Below are 16,111 nucleotides of genomic sequence, written 5' to 3'. Positions count from 1 at the left end.
GCGAGCGATGCCCTCGCTCTTCCGGCGGACCGCCGACCGGCTGACCGACGCCGCTCCCGGCTGGCTGGTCGAGACGGTCAGACCCGTACCCGCGCCGCTGCGGTGGTGGCCGATGCTGCGCATGGCCGTGGCGGTGACCGGCCCGCTTCTCGTGGCACTCGTCTCCGGGAACGTCGTGGCCGGTCTGCTGCCCGCGATGGGCGCGATGAACGCCGGTCTGGCCGACCGGGGTGGCTCCTACCTGGTCAGGATCGCCAGGATGGGCGCGGCCGGTGCCGCGGGGGCGCTGGGGTATCTCATCGGGGCCGCGGCCCACGGCCACGGCTGGTGGGCGGTGCCGGTCGTGGTGGCGGTCGCCGTGCTGTCCGCGCTCGTCAGCACGAGCGGGGCGACGGGCTCGACGGCCGGGCTGCAGCTGCTGGTGATGACCGTGATCGCCATCGGGGTGAAACTGCCGGGGGCGCCGGGCGCGAACGCGCTGGCGTTCCTGCTGGGCGCGCTCTGGGTGATCGTGCTGGGGGTCGCCGACTGGCCGTTCCACCCCCGGGCGCCGGAGAGGGCCGCCGCGATCGCGGTCTACGAGGCTCTCGACCGGCTGTTCACCGACCACGACACCCTCGCGCTGAGAACGTTCGACACCACTCTCAAGAACGGCTACGACGTCGTGCTCGGCGCCCGCTCCCTGGCCGGAGGGCTGGACCCGGAGCGCACCCGCCTGGTCGCCCTGCTGAACCAGGCCTCGCTGATCCGCAACGCCCTGCTCTCGCTGCGCTACGAGGAGCGCGGGCTGCGCGAGCCGCTCGTGCGGCCCGCTTCCGCCCCGCGGGTCGTCGCCGCCTCGCTCGCCGGTGGACCCGCGCCCCGGGTGCCGTCGTGTTCCTGCGAACGAGGCGACCCGCCCGTCACGCGCGCCCTGTGTCTCGCCGTGCGGGGGGCCGTCGAGCTGGTGTCCGGCGGCGAGGTCGCGGCGGACCAGCTGCCGTACGAACGGGTCGGCTACCGTTCCCGGCTCCATGACGTGCTGGAGCAGATGTGGCGGGGCCACCTCGCCCGCGTCTACACGGTCAGGCTCGCGCTGTGCATGGGCGTGGCCACCACGCTCAGCGAGTTCGGCTGGTTCGAGCGGTCCTACTGGATGATGCTCACCGTCGCGTTGGTGCTCAAGCCCGACTTCGGGTCGGTGTTCGCCCGTGCCGTGCAGCGCGTGCTCGGCACCCTCGTGGGCACACTGATCGGCACCCTCGTACTCGTCCTGGTGCCGTACGGCCCGCTGCTCCTGGCTCCCATCGCGGTGTGCGCGGCGCTCCTGCCGTACGGCCTGCAGCGCAACTGGGGCCTGATGTCGGCCTTCCAGGCGCCGCTGGTCCTGCTTCTGGTGGACCTGCTCACCCGCGGGGGACCCGAGCTGGGGAGGATCAGGCTGGTGGACACGCTGGTCGGATGCGTGATCGTCCTGGTGCTGGGCTACCTGCCGTGGTCGTCGAGCTGGGAGGCGCCGGTCGGGCCGCGGTTCGCCGACGCGGTGACGGCCACCGCGAACTACCTGCGGCACGCGTTCGACGGCGAGCACGCCGGCGGGACGCGACTGCACCGCGGGGCGTACGACGCCCTGGCCGACCTGCGGACGGTCTTCCAGCGGGCGCTGTCCGAACCACCGGTGATCAGCAGGCGCGTCACCACCTGGATGCCCGCGATGGCCGCGCTGGAACAGGTGGCCGACGCGACCGCCACCACCGTCGCGCGCACCGGGCGCGGCGCGCCGCCACCTCCGAATGAGGCCGTCCGCGCCCTCGCGGACTCCCTGGAGAAGATCGCCCAGGATGTCCGCGAGGGGCGCGAACCGGCCGATCCCGGCCCCGATGACGAGGAGAGCCTGGAGCGGGTCGCCTCCGCCGTCCGCTGCCTGCGCGACACGGTCTCCGGACACCACTGACCGGTCCCGGGGCCGCGCGAAGGCCGTAAGGATCGCGAAGACCAAAGGATCGCGGAGGCTAAAGGAAGAGACTCAGGATCAGGACGAAGACCAGACCGGTCACCGAGATGACCGTCTCCATCACCGACCAGGTCTTGATGTTCTGGCCGACGGTGAGCCCGAAGTACTCCTTGACCAGCCAGAAGCCCGCGTCGTTGACGTGGGAGAAGAACAGCGAGCCCGCGCCGATGGCGAGCACGAGCAGCGAGGTCTCCCCGACGCTGAGGTTGGCGACCAGCGGGGCGAGGATCCCCGAGGCCGTGACGGTCGCGACGGTCGCCGAGCCCGTGGCCAGCCGGATGAGCACGGCGACCAGCCAGGCGAGCAGCAGTACCGACAGGCCGCTGTTCTCCACCCACGTGGCGATGAGGTCGCCGATCCCGGTGTCGATCAGCGTCTGCTTGAAACCACCGCCGGCGGCGACGATCAGCAGGATGCCCGCGATCGGCGGCAGCGACTGCTCCAGGGACTTCGCGAGCGCCTTCCTGTCCATTCCGGCGCCGAGGCCCAGGGTGAACATCGCGACGAGGACGGCGATGAGCAGCGCCACCAGCGGCGTACCGAGGAAGTCGAGCACGGTGCGCAGGATGTTGCCCTCGGCGAGGAGGATGTCGGCGAGGGCCTTGCCCATCATCAGCACGACCGGCAGCAGCACGGTGGCGAGCGTGACGCCGAACGACGGGCGCCGGGTGTCCTCCGCCGAGGGCCGGGTCTCGTAGAGCTCCGGCGCCGGTACGTCCACCCAGCGGGCCGCGTACTTGGCGAACAGCGGCCCCGCGATGGCGACCGTCGGGACGGCGACGAGCACGCCCAGGCCCAGCGTGATGCCGAGATCGGCGTTGAGCGCGTCGATGGCGACCAGCGGGCCCGGGTGCGGGGGGACGAGCCCGTGCATCACGGAAAGGCCCGCGAGCGCGGGTATGCCCACCCGGATCAGGGAGACGCCGGAGCGGCGCGAGACCAGGAAGATGACCGGCATCAGCAGGACGAGGCCGATCTCGAAGAACATCGGCAGGCCGATCAGCGCGCCCACCGCGGCCATCGCCCAGGGCAGGGATCGGGGGTTGGACCGGCCGACGATCGTGTCCACGATCTCGTCGGCCCCGCCGGAGTCGGCGAGCAGCTTGCCGAACATCGCGCCGAGCGCGATGAGCGTGCCGACACCGGCCGCGGTGCTGCCGAACCCGTCGCTGAAGGCGGCGATGGTGTCGGTCATCGCGAGGCCCGCGACGGCTCCGACCGCGAGCGAACCGAGGGTGAGGCTCAGGAAGGGATGGAGCCTGAAGTACGTGATCAGTACGACGATCAGCGCGATACCGACGAGCGCCGCCGGGATGAGCCTGCCGGGAGAGGTGTCGGCGGGCGCGGCGAGGGCGGTGAGGAGGGGGCTCACCTCGGGCTCCCGGCCTCGTCGTCCCGCTCTGGGTTCCGGGACGCGGCCGGGGTGGCGGAATCGGCGGGGGACGGGTTCGATCCCGTCCCGGGGGCGGACGTCGTCTGGGCGGTCGCGGCGAGGTAGGCGTCCACGAGTTCGTCCACGGAGGCGGAGAAGTCGAGGACGATCCCCTGCTCGTCGGGCTCCAGAGGTTCCAGCGTCTTGAACTGCGACTCGACCAGAGAGGTGGGCATGAAGTGCCCCGGGCGGCCGGCGACCCTGCGGCGTACGGCGTCCATCTCGCCGTGGAGGTGGACGAAGCTCACCGTCGGCGCGGCCTCGCGCAGGATGTCGCGATAGCTCCGTTTGAGCGCTGAGCAGCTCGCCACACCGCCGGTGGCGGCGTGCTCGCTGAGCCAGGTGCCGATCGCGCGCAGCCAGGGCAGCCGGTCCTCGTCGTCGAGGGGGATCCCGTCCGACATCTTGGCGATGTTGGCCTCGCTGTGGAAGTCGTCGGCGTCGGCGAACGGCACCCGTAGCCGCTGGCCGAGGGCGGCGCCCACGGTGCTCTTGCCGGAACCGGTCACCCCCATGACGACGATCAGCGCGGCGCCGGGGGGCGGTGAGGCGGGGGCCTGAGCGGGGTTCATGGAGACGACCTCCCATGTCGATCTTCGTTGATCTTCGCGACGGCCTGGCCGGATGAGTGGTGCGCAATCCGGGGTCGGCGTTACAAAAACATTCTTTTGTGAAGATATGTCACCGTTTATCGCAGTTGGTTGCTGCGGGAGGCAACGAGCGGACGACTATGGGACTGCACCGGAGCGTCCTGAATAAACCCGGTTCGGTGGCCGTGCCGGGCGATCTCCGCTGAATCTTCTCGCCGGTCGGGCGCCCAAACTCGAGCACTCTGCCCCCGGTAGGGCGCGCGAGGGCTCTCCGTGACGCGCCGCGCCATCGAGGGGCCGCGGTCCGGCCGCGGCGGGGGACGTACGGGGCGATGTGGCGGCAATCGGAGCACAGCAGCCGGTGCGCACCGAGCGGCCGAAAGAACACAAAACGAGAAAAAGGCCGGAGAGGGGCTTGTCAGGGCTTGCGGGCGACACCGCAGAACTGGGACACCTCAGGAGAATCGCCCCATGAGGTGCGTTCCGAACGCCAGCGTGAGCAGGAGACCACGCCGGGCTCCAGGAGTTCCAGGCCGTCGAAGAACGAGGCGAGGTGGTCGCGGTCGCGGGCCACGATCGGGGTGCCGCCCCGCTCCATGAACTGTCGCATCGCCTCGTGCATCGCCTCGCCGTGAACCTCGGCGGTGGCGTGCGCGATCACCAGGTGGCTGCCCGAGGGGACGGCGTCGACCAGTTCCCTCACGACCTTTTCCGCCTCCTCGTCATCGGTGATGTGGTGCAGGATTCCCAGCAGCATCAGCGCGACGGGCCTGGTGAGGTCGAGGGTCTCCGCCGCCGCCCGCAGGATGTGCTGGGGGTCGCGCAGGTCGGCGTCGATGTAGTCGGTGGCGCCTTCTGAGTTGCCGACGAGCAGGGCGCGTGCGTGCACCAGGACCAGCGGGTCGTTGTCGACGTAGACGATTCTGGACTCCGGGGCGATCCGCTGAGCCACCTCGTGCGTGTTGTCGGCGGTGGGAAGACCCGTGCCGATGTCAAGGAACTGGCGAATCCCGGCCTCGGCGACGAGGTGCTGGACGCAGCGGCCGAGGAACGCCCGGTCGGCACGCGCCGAGTCGACGATGCCGGGGATGAGCTGTTCGACCATGTCCCCGGCCTCGCGGTCGGCAGGGTAGTTGTCCTTTCCGCCCAGCCAGTAATTCCAGATACGGGCCGAATGCGGCCGACCGGCATCGAGTTCCACGGGCTGCCAGCCGGATTCGCGAGAGGTACTCATGGGGGTCAGGTCCGTTCATGAGGAATTCGCATCGATTGAGATAGGAGGTAGTTGATCACAACGGTGATGTTCACGGCAAACCCCCCAGCACTCGCAGCGGTCGTTGGGGTGATCCACGCGGGTGACCGGGAGGTGGGCGGCGCTCTCACGGCGCTCTCACAGTGCCCTCGCGGAGGTGGAAACGCGGCGATCATGGACGGGAATTCGCCCGTCGCGAAACGTGTGCACGCTTCTGTCGGCCGTCGTCGCGAGGTCCCGTTCTCTCACGACGGAGGTGCAGGATATCCGGGGGAATACGCCGATATCGCGATCACTAAAAAGCTTATGACTTTATTAAGCTTTCCCTGGGACGAATGCGCGGAGCAGGGAAGGCGCTGATTCGCCGGCGGCCGACCGGTGAGCGCGCCGCCGCCCGGACCGCGAACACGCCGCGAACGCACGGAATCGGCTCGCGCCCCCGCCACGTCGCATTCCCTGTCACATCCGGGCTACTGTCCTGGTCAGAGGGTGCGTGTCGATTTCCGTCCGATCCGTTCGACGCGTAGCCGAGGACCGGCGAGGATCGGTCATCTGACCACCCGAAGGAGATATGGCGATGCGATTTCTGATGACGACCAGGGCCAGCGACGACATGGCCCCTCCGACCGAGGCGATGCACGCCGAGATGGCCGCCTTCGTCGAGGAGATGACCCAGGCGGGAGTGGTGCTCGCGACCGGTGGCCTGGACCCGGCCGGCACCCACATCTCGTCCTCCGCAGGGGAGATCACCGTCACCGACGGGCCGTTCACCGAGGCGAAGGAGGCGATCGTCAGCTTCGCGCTCGTCGAGGTGCGCTCCAAGGAGGAGGCGATCGAGCTGTCCCGGCGCTTCTGGAAGATCGTCGGCGACGGCGAGGGAGACATCCAGCAGGTTTTCGGCCCCGAGGACTGATCGGATGCTTGCGTACCCGGCCGGGCGAATGCTCTGATCGAGCGCGTGATGTCCGGGGACGCCCACCGCGCGGTCGACGCGGTCTGGAAAATGGAGTCGGCGAGGATCGTCGCCGGGCTCGTCCGGATGGTGGGCGACGTGGGGGTGGCCGAGGAGCTCGCGCAGGACGCGCTCCTGGCCGCCCTCGAACAGTGGCCAGGGGGCGGCGTCCCGGACAATCCGGGCGCCTGGCTCATGGCCGTCGCCAAGCGCCGCGCCATCGACCACCTGCGCCGCGGGAAGCGGCTCGACCTCAGACACGAGGAGCTCGCCCACGACCTCGCCACCCGGCAGGACACCGCCGAGGCCGACGTGGACGCGGCCCTCGACGACGAGGTGCGTGACGACGTCCTGCGTCTGATGTTCGTCTCCTGCCACCCGGCACTGCCCGCCGAGTCCCGGGTGGCTCTGACGCTGCGGCTGCTGGGGGGCCTGCGCACCGAGGAGATCGCGCGTGCCTTCCTCGTCTCGGAGTCGACCGTCGCGCAGCGCGTCGTCCGGGCCAAGCGCACCCTCGCCGCCCTCCGGATCCCGTTCGAGGTCCCGGAGGGTCCGGATCGGGCGGCGCGCCTGTCGTCGGTCCTCGAGGTCGTCTACCTGGTGTTCAACGAGGGGTACGCGGCGAGCGCCGGTGACGACTGGATGCGCCAGGACCTCTGCCAGGAGGCGCTGCGCCTTGGCCGCCTGCTGGCCGCACTCGCGCCGGGCGAGGCGGAGGCGCACGGCCTGGTCGCGCTGATGGAGCTCCAGGCATCGCGGTCGGCGGCCAGGACGGGGCCGTCGGGAGAGCCCGTCGCGCTGCACGAGCAGAACCGCGGCCGCTGGGACCGGCTCCTCATCGACCGGGGGATCGCGGCCCTGCTGCGCGCCAGGCGGTGTGAGGCGCCTATCGGCCCGTACGTGCTGCAGGCCGCCATCGCCGTGTGCCACGCGCAGGCCCGCACGGCCGAGGAGACCGACTGGCGGCAGATCGCCGCCCTGTACGCGGCGCTCGCCCGGGTGCTGCCCACTCCGGTCGTGCAGCTCAACCGCGCGGTCGCGCTGGCGATGGCCCACGGTCCTGAAGCGGGTCTGGCGCTCGCCGACACACTGGTCGGAGAATCCGCGCTCAAGGGCTACCACCGCCTGCCCAGCGTACGCGGCGACCTGCTGGCCAGACTCGGCCGCCACGAGGAGGCGCGGCGGGAGTTCGAACGCGCCGCGGCCCTCACCCTCAACATGCCGGAACGCACGATTCTCACGCGACGCGCCGCGGCCTGCGCCGACATCGCCGCACGGAGAACACCCGGAACGGTGGGCTCGGGCACCACGGCCGGGGCATCGGGAAGAGCCGGGCAGGGAGCAGGCGTCACCCTGGCCGAGGCCGCCATCGCCTTCCTCGCCCGTGACGACCTGGACGCCGCGACCGTCCGCTCCTACCGCCAGACCATGAACCGGCTGCGCCGAGATCTCGGAGACGACATCCCGCTGTCGGACGTGACCTCCGCGCGGGTCGCGGAGGTCTTCGCCGACGCGTGGGGAAACGCGGCCCCCGCCACGTGGAACCGCCACCGCGGGGCCGTCCGCTCCTTCAGCACCTGGAGCGCCGCCCAGGGCACGCCGGTCGGTGGTCCGGAGTGCGGCCCGGACGGTGGATCGGACGGTGGCCCGCTCGACGGGCCGGATCGCAGGCCGGCCGGTGAGGCGGACAGTGGGCAGTCCGGCGACCTGACCGGCGGTGTGCCCCGCGACCTGGCCGCCGAGCTCGGGCGCAGGCCCGAACCCAGGGGGCGCACCCGCCCCATCGACAGGCCGCACGTCGAGGCACTCTGGGAACGCCCGGACATCGCCCCGCGCGAACGCGCCCTGTGGTCGCTGCTGTACGAGAGCGGGGCCGGGGCGGGCCCGGCGCTCTCGCTCAACGTCGAGGACCTCGACCTGGCGGGCATGCGCGGCAAGGTGGCCACCGGGTCCGGCTGGATCCACTGGCGTTCCGGCACCGCCGAACTCATCCCCGCCCTCGTCGCGGGTCGGCGCCGGGGCCCGCTGTTTCTGTCCGACCGCAGACCCGGCCCCGGCCGGCCTCCCGCACCCACCGACCTGTGCCCGGAGACCGGTCGCCGCAGGCTCTCCTACGAACGGGCCGAATACCTGTTCAAGCGGGCCACCGGCTACACCCTCAACCAGCTCAGGACCCGATAGGGGCTCCATCCGCGCTCCGTCGCCGTCAACTCCAGGGCAGTGCGCCGCGCCGCGTCCAGTAGCCTTCGGGGTCTTCCTCCAGACCGGCGAGCCGCTCGTCCAGCTCCGCGTCCCACTCGATCTCGGCCGCGCCGAGGTTGTCGCGCAGTTGCCCGGCCGAGACCGCGCCGCTCAGCACCACGCCCGCCCACGGCCTGGCGAGTACGGCCGCCAGCGCGAGCGCGTCCGGCGTGGTGTCCCGCTCGCGCGCGACGGCCGCGAGCGCGGCGGGTGCCGCGCGAGCGGTCAGCCGGCCGTTCGCCACGCCCTCCTTGACGATCACACCCATTCCCGCCTCGTGTGCCCGCTGGAGCGCCTCGCCGGCCGAGCGTTCCAGCAGGTTCCACGTCGACTGCACCGTGTCGAACAGCCCGGCCCCGATCGCCCGCTCGATCGTGCCCGCCTGGCTCGGCCCGCTCGTCGACAGCCCGACCGCGACCCCTTCCGCCCGCAGCGCGCGCAACCCGTCGAGCACGCCCTCGTCGTCGAGCACGCCGCTCTCGAGTGTCGCCGAGTGGATCTGGTAGAGCGACAGGTGCTCGCCGAGCAGCGCGCGCGTCTGTTCCAGCTGGACGCGGAGCCGGTCGGCGGTGAGCTCCTTCACCTCGTGCCGCTCGGCGTCCAGCCGCCAGCCGCCGACGTAGGCGTATCCCCACTTCGAGCCGACCACGACGTCTCCAGGGGCGATTCCGCGCTCGCGCAGCCACCCGGCGAGGAACTCCTCGGCCCGCCCGTACGAGCGCGCCGTGTCGAGGTAGCGCACACCCGCCGCCCACGCGGCGTCGAGCACGGCCCACGTGCGTGACCGCATCGCGGCGACGTCCCGGCCGTCGCCGAGGTCCTCGGCACGGCCGAGCGTGATGTAGGCGGGGCGGCCGAGGGCCGCCAGGCCCAGGCCGAGCGGCGTCACGGACAGGGAGGTCTGGCCCAGCGGGCGTCGGACCAGTGCGTTCATGCGCGCCAATATAGCGAGCGCGGTGTTCGAGGGGCGGCCGGCGGTGGCGAGATCCGTTGCGGTGACCGTGGTGTCGGAGGGATTCGTTGCAGCGAGTACGGCGAGCGCGGTGTCCGCGTGGACCGCCCGGGGACGGCGGAGGTCACGGAGCTCCGCCGTCCCCGGGCGGTCGGCGTCAGTTGGAGTTGGCGGCGTGGGTCAAGGTCTTCCAGGCGACGAAGAGGACGTTCGTCCCCGCCGGGCGTTGCTGCTCGGTGAGGCGCTGCGTGTTCGTCATCGCGATGCCCATCCGGTTGTTCAGGGCGTTGAATCCGACCTCGGTGATCGGGCACAGGCCGAGGTGAGGGGTACCGCCGCACAGCGAGGACGGTACGGCGGCGCCGAGCTGGTACTTCGCATGCATGCCCAGCGCGTGGCGCAGCCGCTCGCTGATCTTCGGGTAGAGGTCCTGCCCCTGGATCCTGGTGGTCTTGGCGAAGTGCGAGATGGCCGACAGCCCGTACCCGGCGTGGGTGAAGTCGCGGCAGGTCTCCTGGGTCAGGCCGTCCATGAAGGTGGACTGGCCCTGCCAGTATTTGATGATCTCGGCGCGGGTGTCGATGCCGCTGCCCGGAGGCGCCTCGGGGAGCGTGCCGTCGGACGCGATGTAGATGAAGGCCGGTACCCGCCCGCGGAACTCCGTCACCGCCTTGTCGTAGCTCGCCCGGTCCTCAAGGAAGACGGAGATGCCGAGCGCGTCCTGCCGCTCGTCGGTGCAGCCGTTGTTGGGCTTGGAGAACGAGCCGCACTCCACGATCGCGCGTGGCTTGGGGGTCCGTGACAGCGACGCCAGGGAATGTCCCATCATCTGGTCGAAGGCGCCCTTCCACGGCTGGGTGCCGGCGTTCACCTTCGACCTGACGAAGTCGAGATGGGGCCTGCTGACCAGGACTCCCGGGTGGGTGAAGGTCGCGAGGGCGGCCTTCGCCGGGGCCGCTCAAGGTGTTCCAGGGTGGGCTCTACGTGACGTGCGGGGGACGGGCCGGTGCGTGCCGGGACCGGCGGGGTACCCCCGGGCAGAGCGGGCCGCCCTGCCCGGGGGAGTTCAGAGCCGGGTGAGGCGTACGGCGTCGGCGACGACGAGTCCTGTGCCGGAGGTCCACCGGCTGACGCCGACGGTGTTGTACGTCCCGGCTTTCAGGGCGAACGTCCCGATGCTCCGCCAGGTGCCGCCCCCGGCGCGCTGGTCGAGGTAGACCGTCTTGCTCCCGGAGGAGGTGGCGACGATGTACGGGGCGGATCCGTTGTGGCCGGGGGCGGCCGGATACCAGACCTCGACCTGGTAGGTGGCCGCGGCGGGGACGGTGAACCGGTACCAGGCGACGTCACTGGAGGTCACCGGCGTGGCCTGGCGGTGGTCGGGGCCGTGGCGCCCGGCCGCCTGGGTGGAGGCGGTCCAGTTCGCGCTCGCGGTGAACGCGCCGGAGGTGGAGTTGTCGACGGTCGCCGACCAGGGCGCGGTGTCCCCGGTGACGTAGCGCATGTACTTGGCCCAGTCCCAGTGGGAGCCGGGGTCGGTGTGCGTGGCGCCGGGAACCTGCTTGTGTCCGATGATGTGCGAGCGGTTCTTGGGAATGCCGTACTTGTCGCAGAGGGCGCGGGTCAGGGCCGCCGAGGCGCGGTACATCGCGTCGGTGAACCAGGAGGCGTTGTTGACGAACCCCTCGTGCTCGATCCCGATCGACCTGGCGTTGTACGAGCTGTTCCCCGCGTGCCAGGCGACGTCCTTGTCGCGGACCATCTGGGTGATGTCACCGTCGGAGGAGCGGACGACGTAGTGCGCGGAGACCTTCGCGCCGGGGTTCTGGAACCAGGAGATCGTGCCGGCGTACGCCCCCTGGGTGACGTGGATGACGACTCGATCGATCTTGGAGCTTTTCGGCCTGTTCGCGACTGCCCGGTTGCCGGCGTGGGCGGCCACCCAGCTCGCGGCGGGGTAGTCGGGGCTCGGGGCCTTGGCCGCGAGTTCCCGCACGCCCTCGTAGGCGCCGCGATCCACCTGCAGTTCCGTGGCCGTGACCGTGACGACCTCGCCGCCCGCGCCGGTGGCCACAAGGCCCTTGCCGAGGAGGTCGTAGACGGTGTCGGCGTACAGCCTGGCCGTCTCCGAACTGGAGGCGTTGCCGTACCTGGCCACGGCCGGGTACCACAGTCCGGCGTCCTTCCTGGCGGTGGCGTCGAGGCCGAGCGCGTCGGCGTAGGAGCGCAGCACCGCGGCGCCGCCGACGATGTTGGCCGCATCGTCCCTCTTCAGGGTCGCCGCCGGTGTGCCGGTCAGCTCGGCCGCGCGTTCCAGGGCGCGTACGGCGGGGGTGCTGAGAAGGTGCATCACCCCGTACCCGCCGCTCGCGCTCGGCTCGCCACCGTGCCCGTCGAGGTGCGTCTCCGCGTACGCGAGGGCGACGAGCAGGTCGCGCGGCACGTCGTAGGTGGCGGAGGCTCGGGCGAAGGCGTCCGCCAGGGGGCCCGCGGACCGGGCGCTCGCCGCCTGGGCGGGCGCGAGGAGCAGGAAGGCGAGAACGGCGGACAGGATCGCGGCTGACCGGCGGTGCGAGCGCGGCCGGGCGTTCTGCACGGAGTCTCCTCAGGAATCGGGGGCCCGGGTCCCATCCGGACACCGGCTGATTCGGCACCGTAAAGCAGAAACGCGACAAGTGTAAATAATTAACACTTCTTTGTTTGTTTCAGACAAATCCCTTCTTTTGTCTGATAGGCCGATATATCTGCAGGTGAAGGAGGGGGTCAGTGGACCGCCAGCCGGTTCGCCTCGTCCTTGGTGATGGCGTACGAGGCTGCGCAGAAGGTGCACTGCATCCCGTATCTCGTCCGTACCGGGAACAGCGGGACGAAGAACAAACTGAACTTGGTGACCCGACGCGACAGCACCTGCGCCGCCGTGTTGCCGCAGTTGCGGCAGGTCAGGGTTACCACTCCGAGCCGATGGGCCACCGTACGCAAACCGAAGATGAGCATCATCCAGACATACCCGGTACGAGCGTGCTATGCCTCGGAAGAAGGCGGTACGGAAAAAGGTCTTTCCCCTCGACATCCGGCGGTCTGGGGGTGATTCGAAAAGGAGTCAGGTGTTCATCTGACCGGGTGGCCATGCGGTTACGACGACTGCCGCAGAACGAGGGACGGCTGGAGCAGGAGGTGCGGGCCGGCCTCGGGGGCGTGGGAGGCCGGGGAGATCACGGAGGTCGCGGAGGTACTGGGGTCGCCGGGGGAGGGCGGGTCGAACAGCCGGGTGAGCAGACCCACGCAGCCGGCCGCGGCCTCGGCGAGCGGCTGGCCCACGCTGCTCAGCCCCACCGCCTTCGCCACCGGCGTGTCGTCGAAACCGATCACGCTGACCGGGAGGCCCTCCTCGTCGCCGGCCCGCCCCGTGACCGTGAGACGCCCCTCGGCCGTCAGGCGTCCCGAGGCGGTGAGCTGTCCCGAGGCGGTCAGGGAGCGGACGGCGTGCAGCGCGCCCAGGGCGAGCGAGTCGCTGGCGCAGACCAGCGCGGTGATCGGCCGCTCGGCGCGCAGCAGTTCGCGGGCCGCCTTCTCGCCGTCGGACACCCCGTCGTCCGTGGCCTGGTCCAGGCCGTCCGGGTCGATCCCGGCGGCGGCGAGGGTCCTCGCCCAGCCGGACCTGCGGTCGTCGCCCACGCCGGAGCCTCGCGGCCAGCCAAGGAAGCCGATCCGCCGGTGACCGGCGTCGAGCAGGTGGCGGGTGGCCGCCGCGGTGCCGGCCGCGCCGTCCACGTCGACCCAGGAGTGGCCTGGATCCGCGGTCGTCGTCCCCCGGGAAGCGGCGTCGCCGTTTCCCGCGTTTCCCGCGTTTCCCCAGGGCCGTCCGAACGTGACGAACGGCAGCCGCCGCTCGCGCAGCCACGCGGGGCGGCCGTCGCCGTGGTAGGTGCTGGTGAGGACGAAGGCGTCCGGCTCGTGGCTTCCGACCAGCTCGTCGAAGGTGTCGATCTCCGCACGCTCGTCGCCCGCCGCGTACAGCAGGATCCGGTATCCGGCACGGGCCGCCGAGGCGGTCAGCCCGTGCAGGAAGCGGTCCAGGACCGAGCCGTTGATCCCGTCCCGATCGGGCTCGATACGTGTCGCGATCAGCCGTGATCGACCGGTTCGCATCTGCCGGGCGGCCTGGCTGGCCCGGTAGCCGAGCGCCTCGATCGCCTCGCGCACCCGGTCGCGGGTCTCCTCGCGGACGAGTTCGGGGCTGTTGAGCACGTTCGACACCGTCTGACGCGACACCCCCGCACGGCGCGCGACGTCGGTGATCGTCACCTTTGTGACCATTTGCACCCTTCTGGAGATTTGAACGTTCAAAGGGGTATGAGGCATGATTGGATCGTTCAAGCAAACGGAGCGTAATGGTTGGATCGTTCAAATAAAGAGAGTGTTTCGCAATGTGCACCCCCCGGCCGTCTTCTGTCAAGACGTCACCGGCTCGACACGATCTCAGGGAGTCAGTCGTGCTCGACGACGCCTCGTCCCCCACCCCACAGGCGGTCGCGGTGGGCGGCTCCGCCGACGTCTACCGCCTCCAGCCCCTGCTGCACGATCTCGTCAGCACCGTGCTGGCGCCGACCGTCGCGCTGAGCGGCGGCGACGGGCAGATCCGCCCGGCCGGTGTCCAGGGCGTGTTCCATGCGGACTCCCGCGCCCTGTCGCGGGCCGTCCTGACGATCGACGGCCGGGAGCCCGAGGCCGTGGGCCACGCCCCGAGAGGGCCCGGCGCCACCGGGTTCGTCACGCTGGCCCGATGGCTGGGCGACCCCGTCCCCGATCCCACTGTCCGGATCGAGCGGTTCCGGCAGGTCACACCGGGCGGCATGGCAGAACGCGTCGAGATCGTCTCCAGCGCGACCGTTCCCGTCACCGCCGTCGTGAGCCTGGAGCTGGGCTGCGACTTCGCCCCCATCGAGGTGGTCAAGTCCGGCGGCGACACCGCGGAGGCCGCGGCCGAGCGCACCGCGCCCGATGAGATCTCCTGGAACTCCGGCGGCGTCCGCGTCGTGGCGACCGGTACCGGCGCGCGGGCCGAGTCCGCCGGGTCCGCCGGGTCCGCGTGCACGGCTTTCCTGCGCTGGCCGGTCGAGTTGGCGCCCCGCGCCAGGGTCACCCTGTCGTGGAGGGTCGAGGTGCGCGACCCCCAGGCCGTGGTGACCGCGCCCGATCGCCCCGCCGAGTGGGCGGGCGAGGGAGCTCCCCGGGTCGTCGCCGCCGACCACCGGCTGAGCAGGCTCTTCGAGCGGTCCATGGACGACCTGCGCTCGCTGCGACTGGCCGAGACCGCGGCCCCCGGCGATGTCTTCCTCGGCGCCGGGGTGCCCTGGTTCCTCACCCTCTTCGGCCGCGACAGCATCTGGGCCGCCCGCATGCTGCTGCCGCTCGGCACGGAACTGGCGATGGGCACCCTGCGGGTGCTGGCCCGCAGGCAGGGAACCAGGGTGGACCCGGGATCCGGCGAGGCCCCCGGGAAGATCATGCACGAGCTGCGCCGGCACGACTTCACGGTCGAGGGCAACGACCTGCACCTGCCCGCCGCCTACTACGGCACGATCGACGCCACCCCGCTGTGGATCGCCCTGCTGCACGACGCCTGGCGCTGGGGCGCTCCCGCCACGGAGATCGCCGCGCTGCTGCCCCACCTGGAGGCCGCCCTCGGCTGGCTCGGCCACCACGCCGACCCCGACGGGGACGGTTTCATCGAGTACGTCGACACCAGCGGCCGGGGCCTGGCGAACCAGGGCTGGAAGGACTCCGGCGACGCGCTGCGCTTCCACGACGGCCGCCAGGCGCAGCCGCCGATCGCTCTGGTCGAGGTGCAGGGCTACGCCCACCAGGCGGCCAGGCAGGGAGCCGACCTGCTGGAGGCGTTCGGCCGCCCCGGCGCGGCCCGCTGGCGCGAGCACGCCGCGGCGCTGGCCGAGCGCTTTCGGGCCAGGTTCTGGGTGGAGGGACCGCAGGGCAGGTTCCCCGCCCTCGCCCTGGACCGGGACAAGCGCCCCGTCGACGCGCTCACCAGCAACATCGGGCACCTGCTCGGCACCGGCCTGCTCACCGGGGCGGAGGAGGCGGAGATCGCCGACCTCCTCGTCTCCCCGGAGATGGCCGGCGGCTTCGGCCTGAGGACGATGTCGGCGGACGCGGGCGGCTTCAGCCCGCTGTCCTACCACTGCGGGTCGATCTGGGCGCACGACACGGCGATCGTGGTCGCCGGACTGGCCCGCGCCGGGTTCGCCACGCACGCGGCGACCCTCGCCGAAGGGCTGCTCACCGCGGGCGAGACGTTCGGCTACCGGTTGCCCGAGCTGTTCGGCGGCGACGACCGGTCGGCATTGGGGCGTCCGGTTCCCTACCCCGCGGCCTGCCGCCCGCAGGCGTGGTCCGCCGCCGCCGCGGTGACCGTCGTGCACTCGGCACTCGGCCTCTACCCCGACGTGCCCGAGGGCCGGATGCTGTTGCGCCCGCTCGCCGGTGCCCCCCTGGGCGCGGTCTTCGCCGGAGGCCTGCGGGTCGCCGGAGCGGAGGTGAGCGCGGCCGTCGACCGGGAGGGCGAGGTCGTCGTGACGGGCCTGCCCGAGGGGATCCTCACCGAGCGGGCCCCGATCTGAGCCGGGTGGGCCTCGACCTGAGCCGGGCGCGTCACCGTACCGGGCGGGCGGGCGGGCGGGC

At 71.5% G+C, this 16,111-nt stretch carries 12 protein-coding genes; 4 read left to right on the top strand and 8 right to left on the bottom strand.

Annotation, left to right across the window (positions count from 1 at the left end; genetic code table 11):
* Positions 1–7 precede the first annotated feature (7 nt).
* Positions 8–1,933 (top strand): FUSC family protein, encoded by a 1,926-nt coding sequence (locus tag ACIBH4_RS35520; RefSeq protein ID WP_362506180.1) that lies wholly within the window; start codon positions 8–10, stop codon positions 1,931–1,933.
* 58 nt (positions 1,934–1,991) lie between these two features.
* Here ACIBH4_RS35520 and ACIBH4_RS35515 read toward each other — a convergent pair whose 3' ends face one another.
* The 3 genes from ACIBH4_RS35515 to ACIBH4_RS35505 all read right to left on the bottom strand — a co-directional run bounded on the left by ACIBH4_RS35515 (position 1,992) and on the right by ACIBH4_RS35505 (position 5,249).
* The gene (locus tag ACIBH4_RS35515; RefSeq protein WP_362506182.1) at positions 1,992–3,365 is read right to left on the bottom strand and encodes a gluconate:H+ symporter; all 1,374 of its coding nucleotides are present in this window, start codon (positions 3,363–3,365) and stop codon (positions 1,992–1,994) included.
* Entirely contained in the window at positions 3,362–3,997 is a 636-nt protein-coding gene (locus tag ACIBH4_RS35510; protein ID WP_362768041.1) for a gluconokinase, read from the bottom strand. The genes ACIBH4_RS35515 and ACIBH4_RS35510 overlap by 4 nt, the downstream gene beginning before the upstream one ends.
* A gap of 436 nt (positions 3,998–4,433) precedes the next feature.
* Positions 4,434–5,249, bottom strand: coding sequence for an SAM-dependent methyltransferase (locus tag ACIBH4_RS35505; protein ID WP_362506189.1), 816 nt, complete (start codon positions 5,247–5,249; stop codon positions 4,434–4,436).
* Positions 5,250–5,844: 595 nt separating this feature from the next.
* On the opposite strand from ACIBH4_RS35505, the gene ACIBH4_RS35500 reads away from it, so the two are divergent.
* Entirely contained in the window at positions 5,845–6,180 is a 336-nt protein-coding gene (locus tag ACIBH4_RS35500; RefSeq protein WP_362506192.1) for a YciI family protein, read from the top strand.
* 48 nt (positions 6,181–6,228) lie between these two features.
* The gene (locus ACIBH4_RS35495; RefSeq protein WP_362768044.1) at positions 6,229–8,400 is read left to right on the top strand and encodes a sigma-70 family RNA polymerase sigma factor; all 2,172 of its coding nucleotides are present in this window, start codon (positions 6,229–6,231) and stop codon (positions 8,398–8,400) included.
* Positions 8,401–8,425: 25 nt separating this feature from the next.
* On the opposite strand, the gene ACIBH4_RS35490 is transcribed toward ACIBH4_RS35495, so the two are convergent.
* The 5 genes from ACIBH4_RS35490 to ACIBH4_RS35470 all read right to left on the bottom strand — a co-directional run bounded on the left by ACIBH4_RS35490 (position 8,426) and on the right by ACIBH4_RS35470 (position 13,729).
* A complete protein-coding gene (locus ACIBH4_RS35490; RefSeq protein ID WP_362506195.1) occupies positions 8,426–9,394 on the bottom strand; it encodes an aldo/keto reductase in 969 nt (322 codons plus the stop codon).
* Positions 9,395–9,569: 175 nt separating this feature from the next.
* Positions 9,570–10,283: a hypothetical protein gene (locus ACIBH4_RS35485; RefSeq protein ID WP_362768048.1), complete on the bottom strand. Its 714-nt coding sequence runs from the start codon at positions 10,281–10,283 to the stop codon at positions 9,570–9,572.
* A 195-nt stretch (positions 10,284–10,478) separates the two neighbouring features.
* Positions 10,479–12,008 (bottom strand): N-acetylmuramoyl-L-alanine amidase, encoded by a 1,530-nt coding sequence (locus tag ACIBH4_RS35480; protein WP_362506201.1) that lies wholly within the window; start codon positions 12,006–12,008, stop codon positions 10,479–10,481.
* A gap of 167 nt (positions 12,009–12,175) precedes the next feature.
* Positions 12,176–12,409, bottom strand: coding sequence for a zinc-ribbon domain-containing protein (locus tag ACIBH4_RS35475; protein WP_362506204.1), 234 nt, complete (start codon positions 12,407–12,409; stop codon positions 12,176–12,178).
* Between the two features lie 135 nt (positions 12,410–12,544).
* Positions 12,545–13,729 (bottom strand): LacI family DNA-binding transcriptional regulator, encoded by a 1,185-nt coding sequence (locus ACIBH4_RS35470; protein WP_362768051.1) that lies wholly within the window; start codon positions 13,727–13,729, stop codon positions 12,545–12,547.
* 176 nt (positions 13,730–13,905) lie between these two features.
* Between ACIBH4_RS35470 and ACIBH4_RS35465 the strand changes: the two genes are divergently transcribed.
* Complete coding sequence (locus tag ACIBH4_RS35465; protein ID WP_362768054.1) at positions 13,906–16,050, top strand: glycogen debranching N-terminal domain-containing protein; 2,145 nt, start codon at positions 13,906–13,908, stop codon at positions 16,048–16,050.
* The last annotated feature ends 61 nt before the right edge of the window (positions 16,051–16,111 follow it).

Source organism: Streptosporangium sp. NPDC050284, from assembly GCF_044459525.1.
Taxonomy (GTDB): domain Bacteria; phylum Actinomycetota; class Actinomycetes; order Streptosporangiales; family Streptosporangiaceae; genus Streptosporangium.
Note: the sequence above shows the minus strand (reverse complement) of the source record. Positions and strands in the feature narration are given on the sequence as shown.

Coding starts and splice junctions, on each gene's coding strand:
- ACIBH4_RS35520 (WP_362506180.1), top strand. CDS start 8: ATGCCCTCGCTCTTCCGGCGGACCGCCGACCGGCTGACCGACGCCGCT.
- ACIBH4_RS35510 (WP_362768041.1), bottom strand. CDS start 3,997: ATGAACCCCGCTCAGGCCCCCGCCTCACCGCCCCCCGGCGCCGCGCTG.
- ACIBH4_RS35505 (WP_362506189.1), bottom strand. CDS start 5,249: ATGAGTACCTCTCGCGAATCCGGCTGGCAGCCCGTGGAACTCGATGCC.
- ACIBH4_RS35500 (WP_362506192.1), top strand. CDS start 5,845: ATGCGATTTCTGATGACGACCAGGGCCAGCGACGACATGGCCCCTCCG.
- ACIBH4_RS35495 (WP_362768044.1), top strand. CDS start 6,229: ATGTCCGGGGACGCCCACCGCGCGGTCGACGCGGTCTGGAAAATGGAG.
- ACIBH4_RS35490 (WP_362506195.1), bottom strand. CDS start 9,394: ATGAACGCACTGGTCCGACGCCCGCTGGGCCAGACCTCCCTGTCCGTG.
- ACIBH4_RS35475 (WP_362506204.1), bottom strand. CDS start 12,409: ATGATGCTCATCTTCGGTTTGCGTACGGTGGCCCATCGGCTCGGAGTG.
- ACIBH4_RS35470 (WP_362768051.1), bottom strand. CDS start 13,729: ATGGTCACAAAGGTGACGATCACCGACGTCGCGCGCCGTGCGGGGGTG.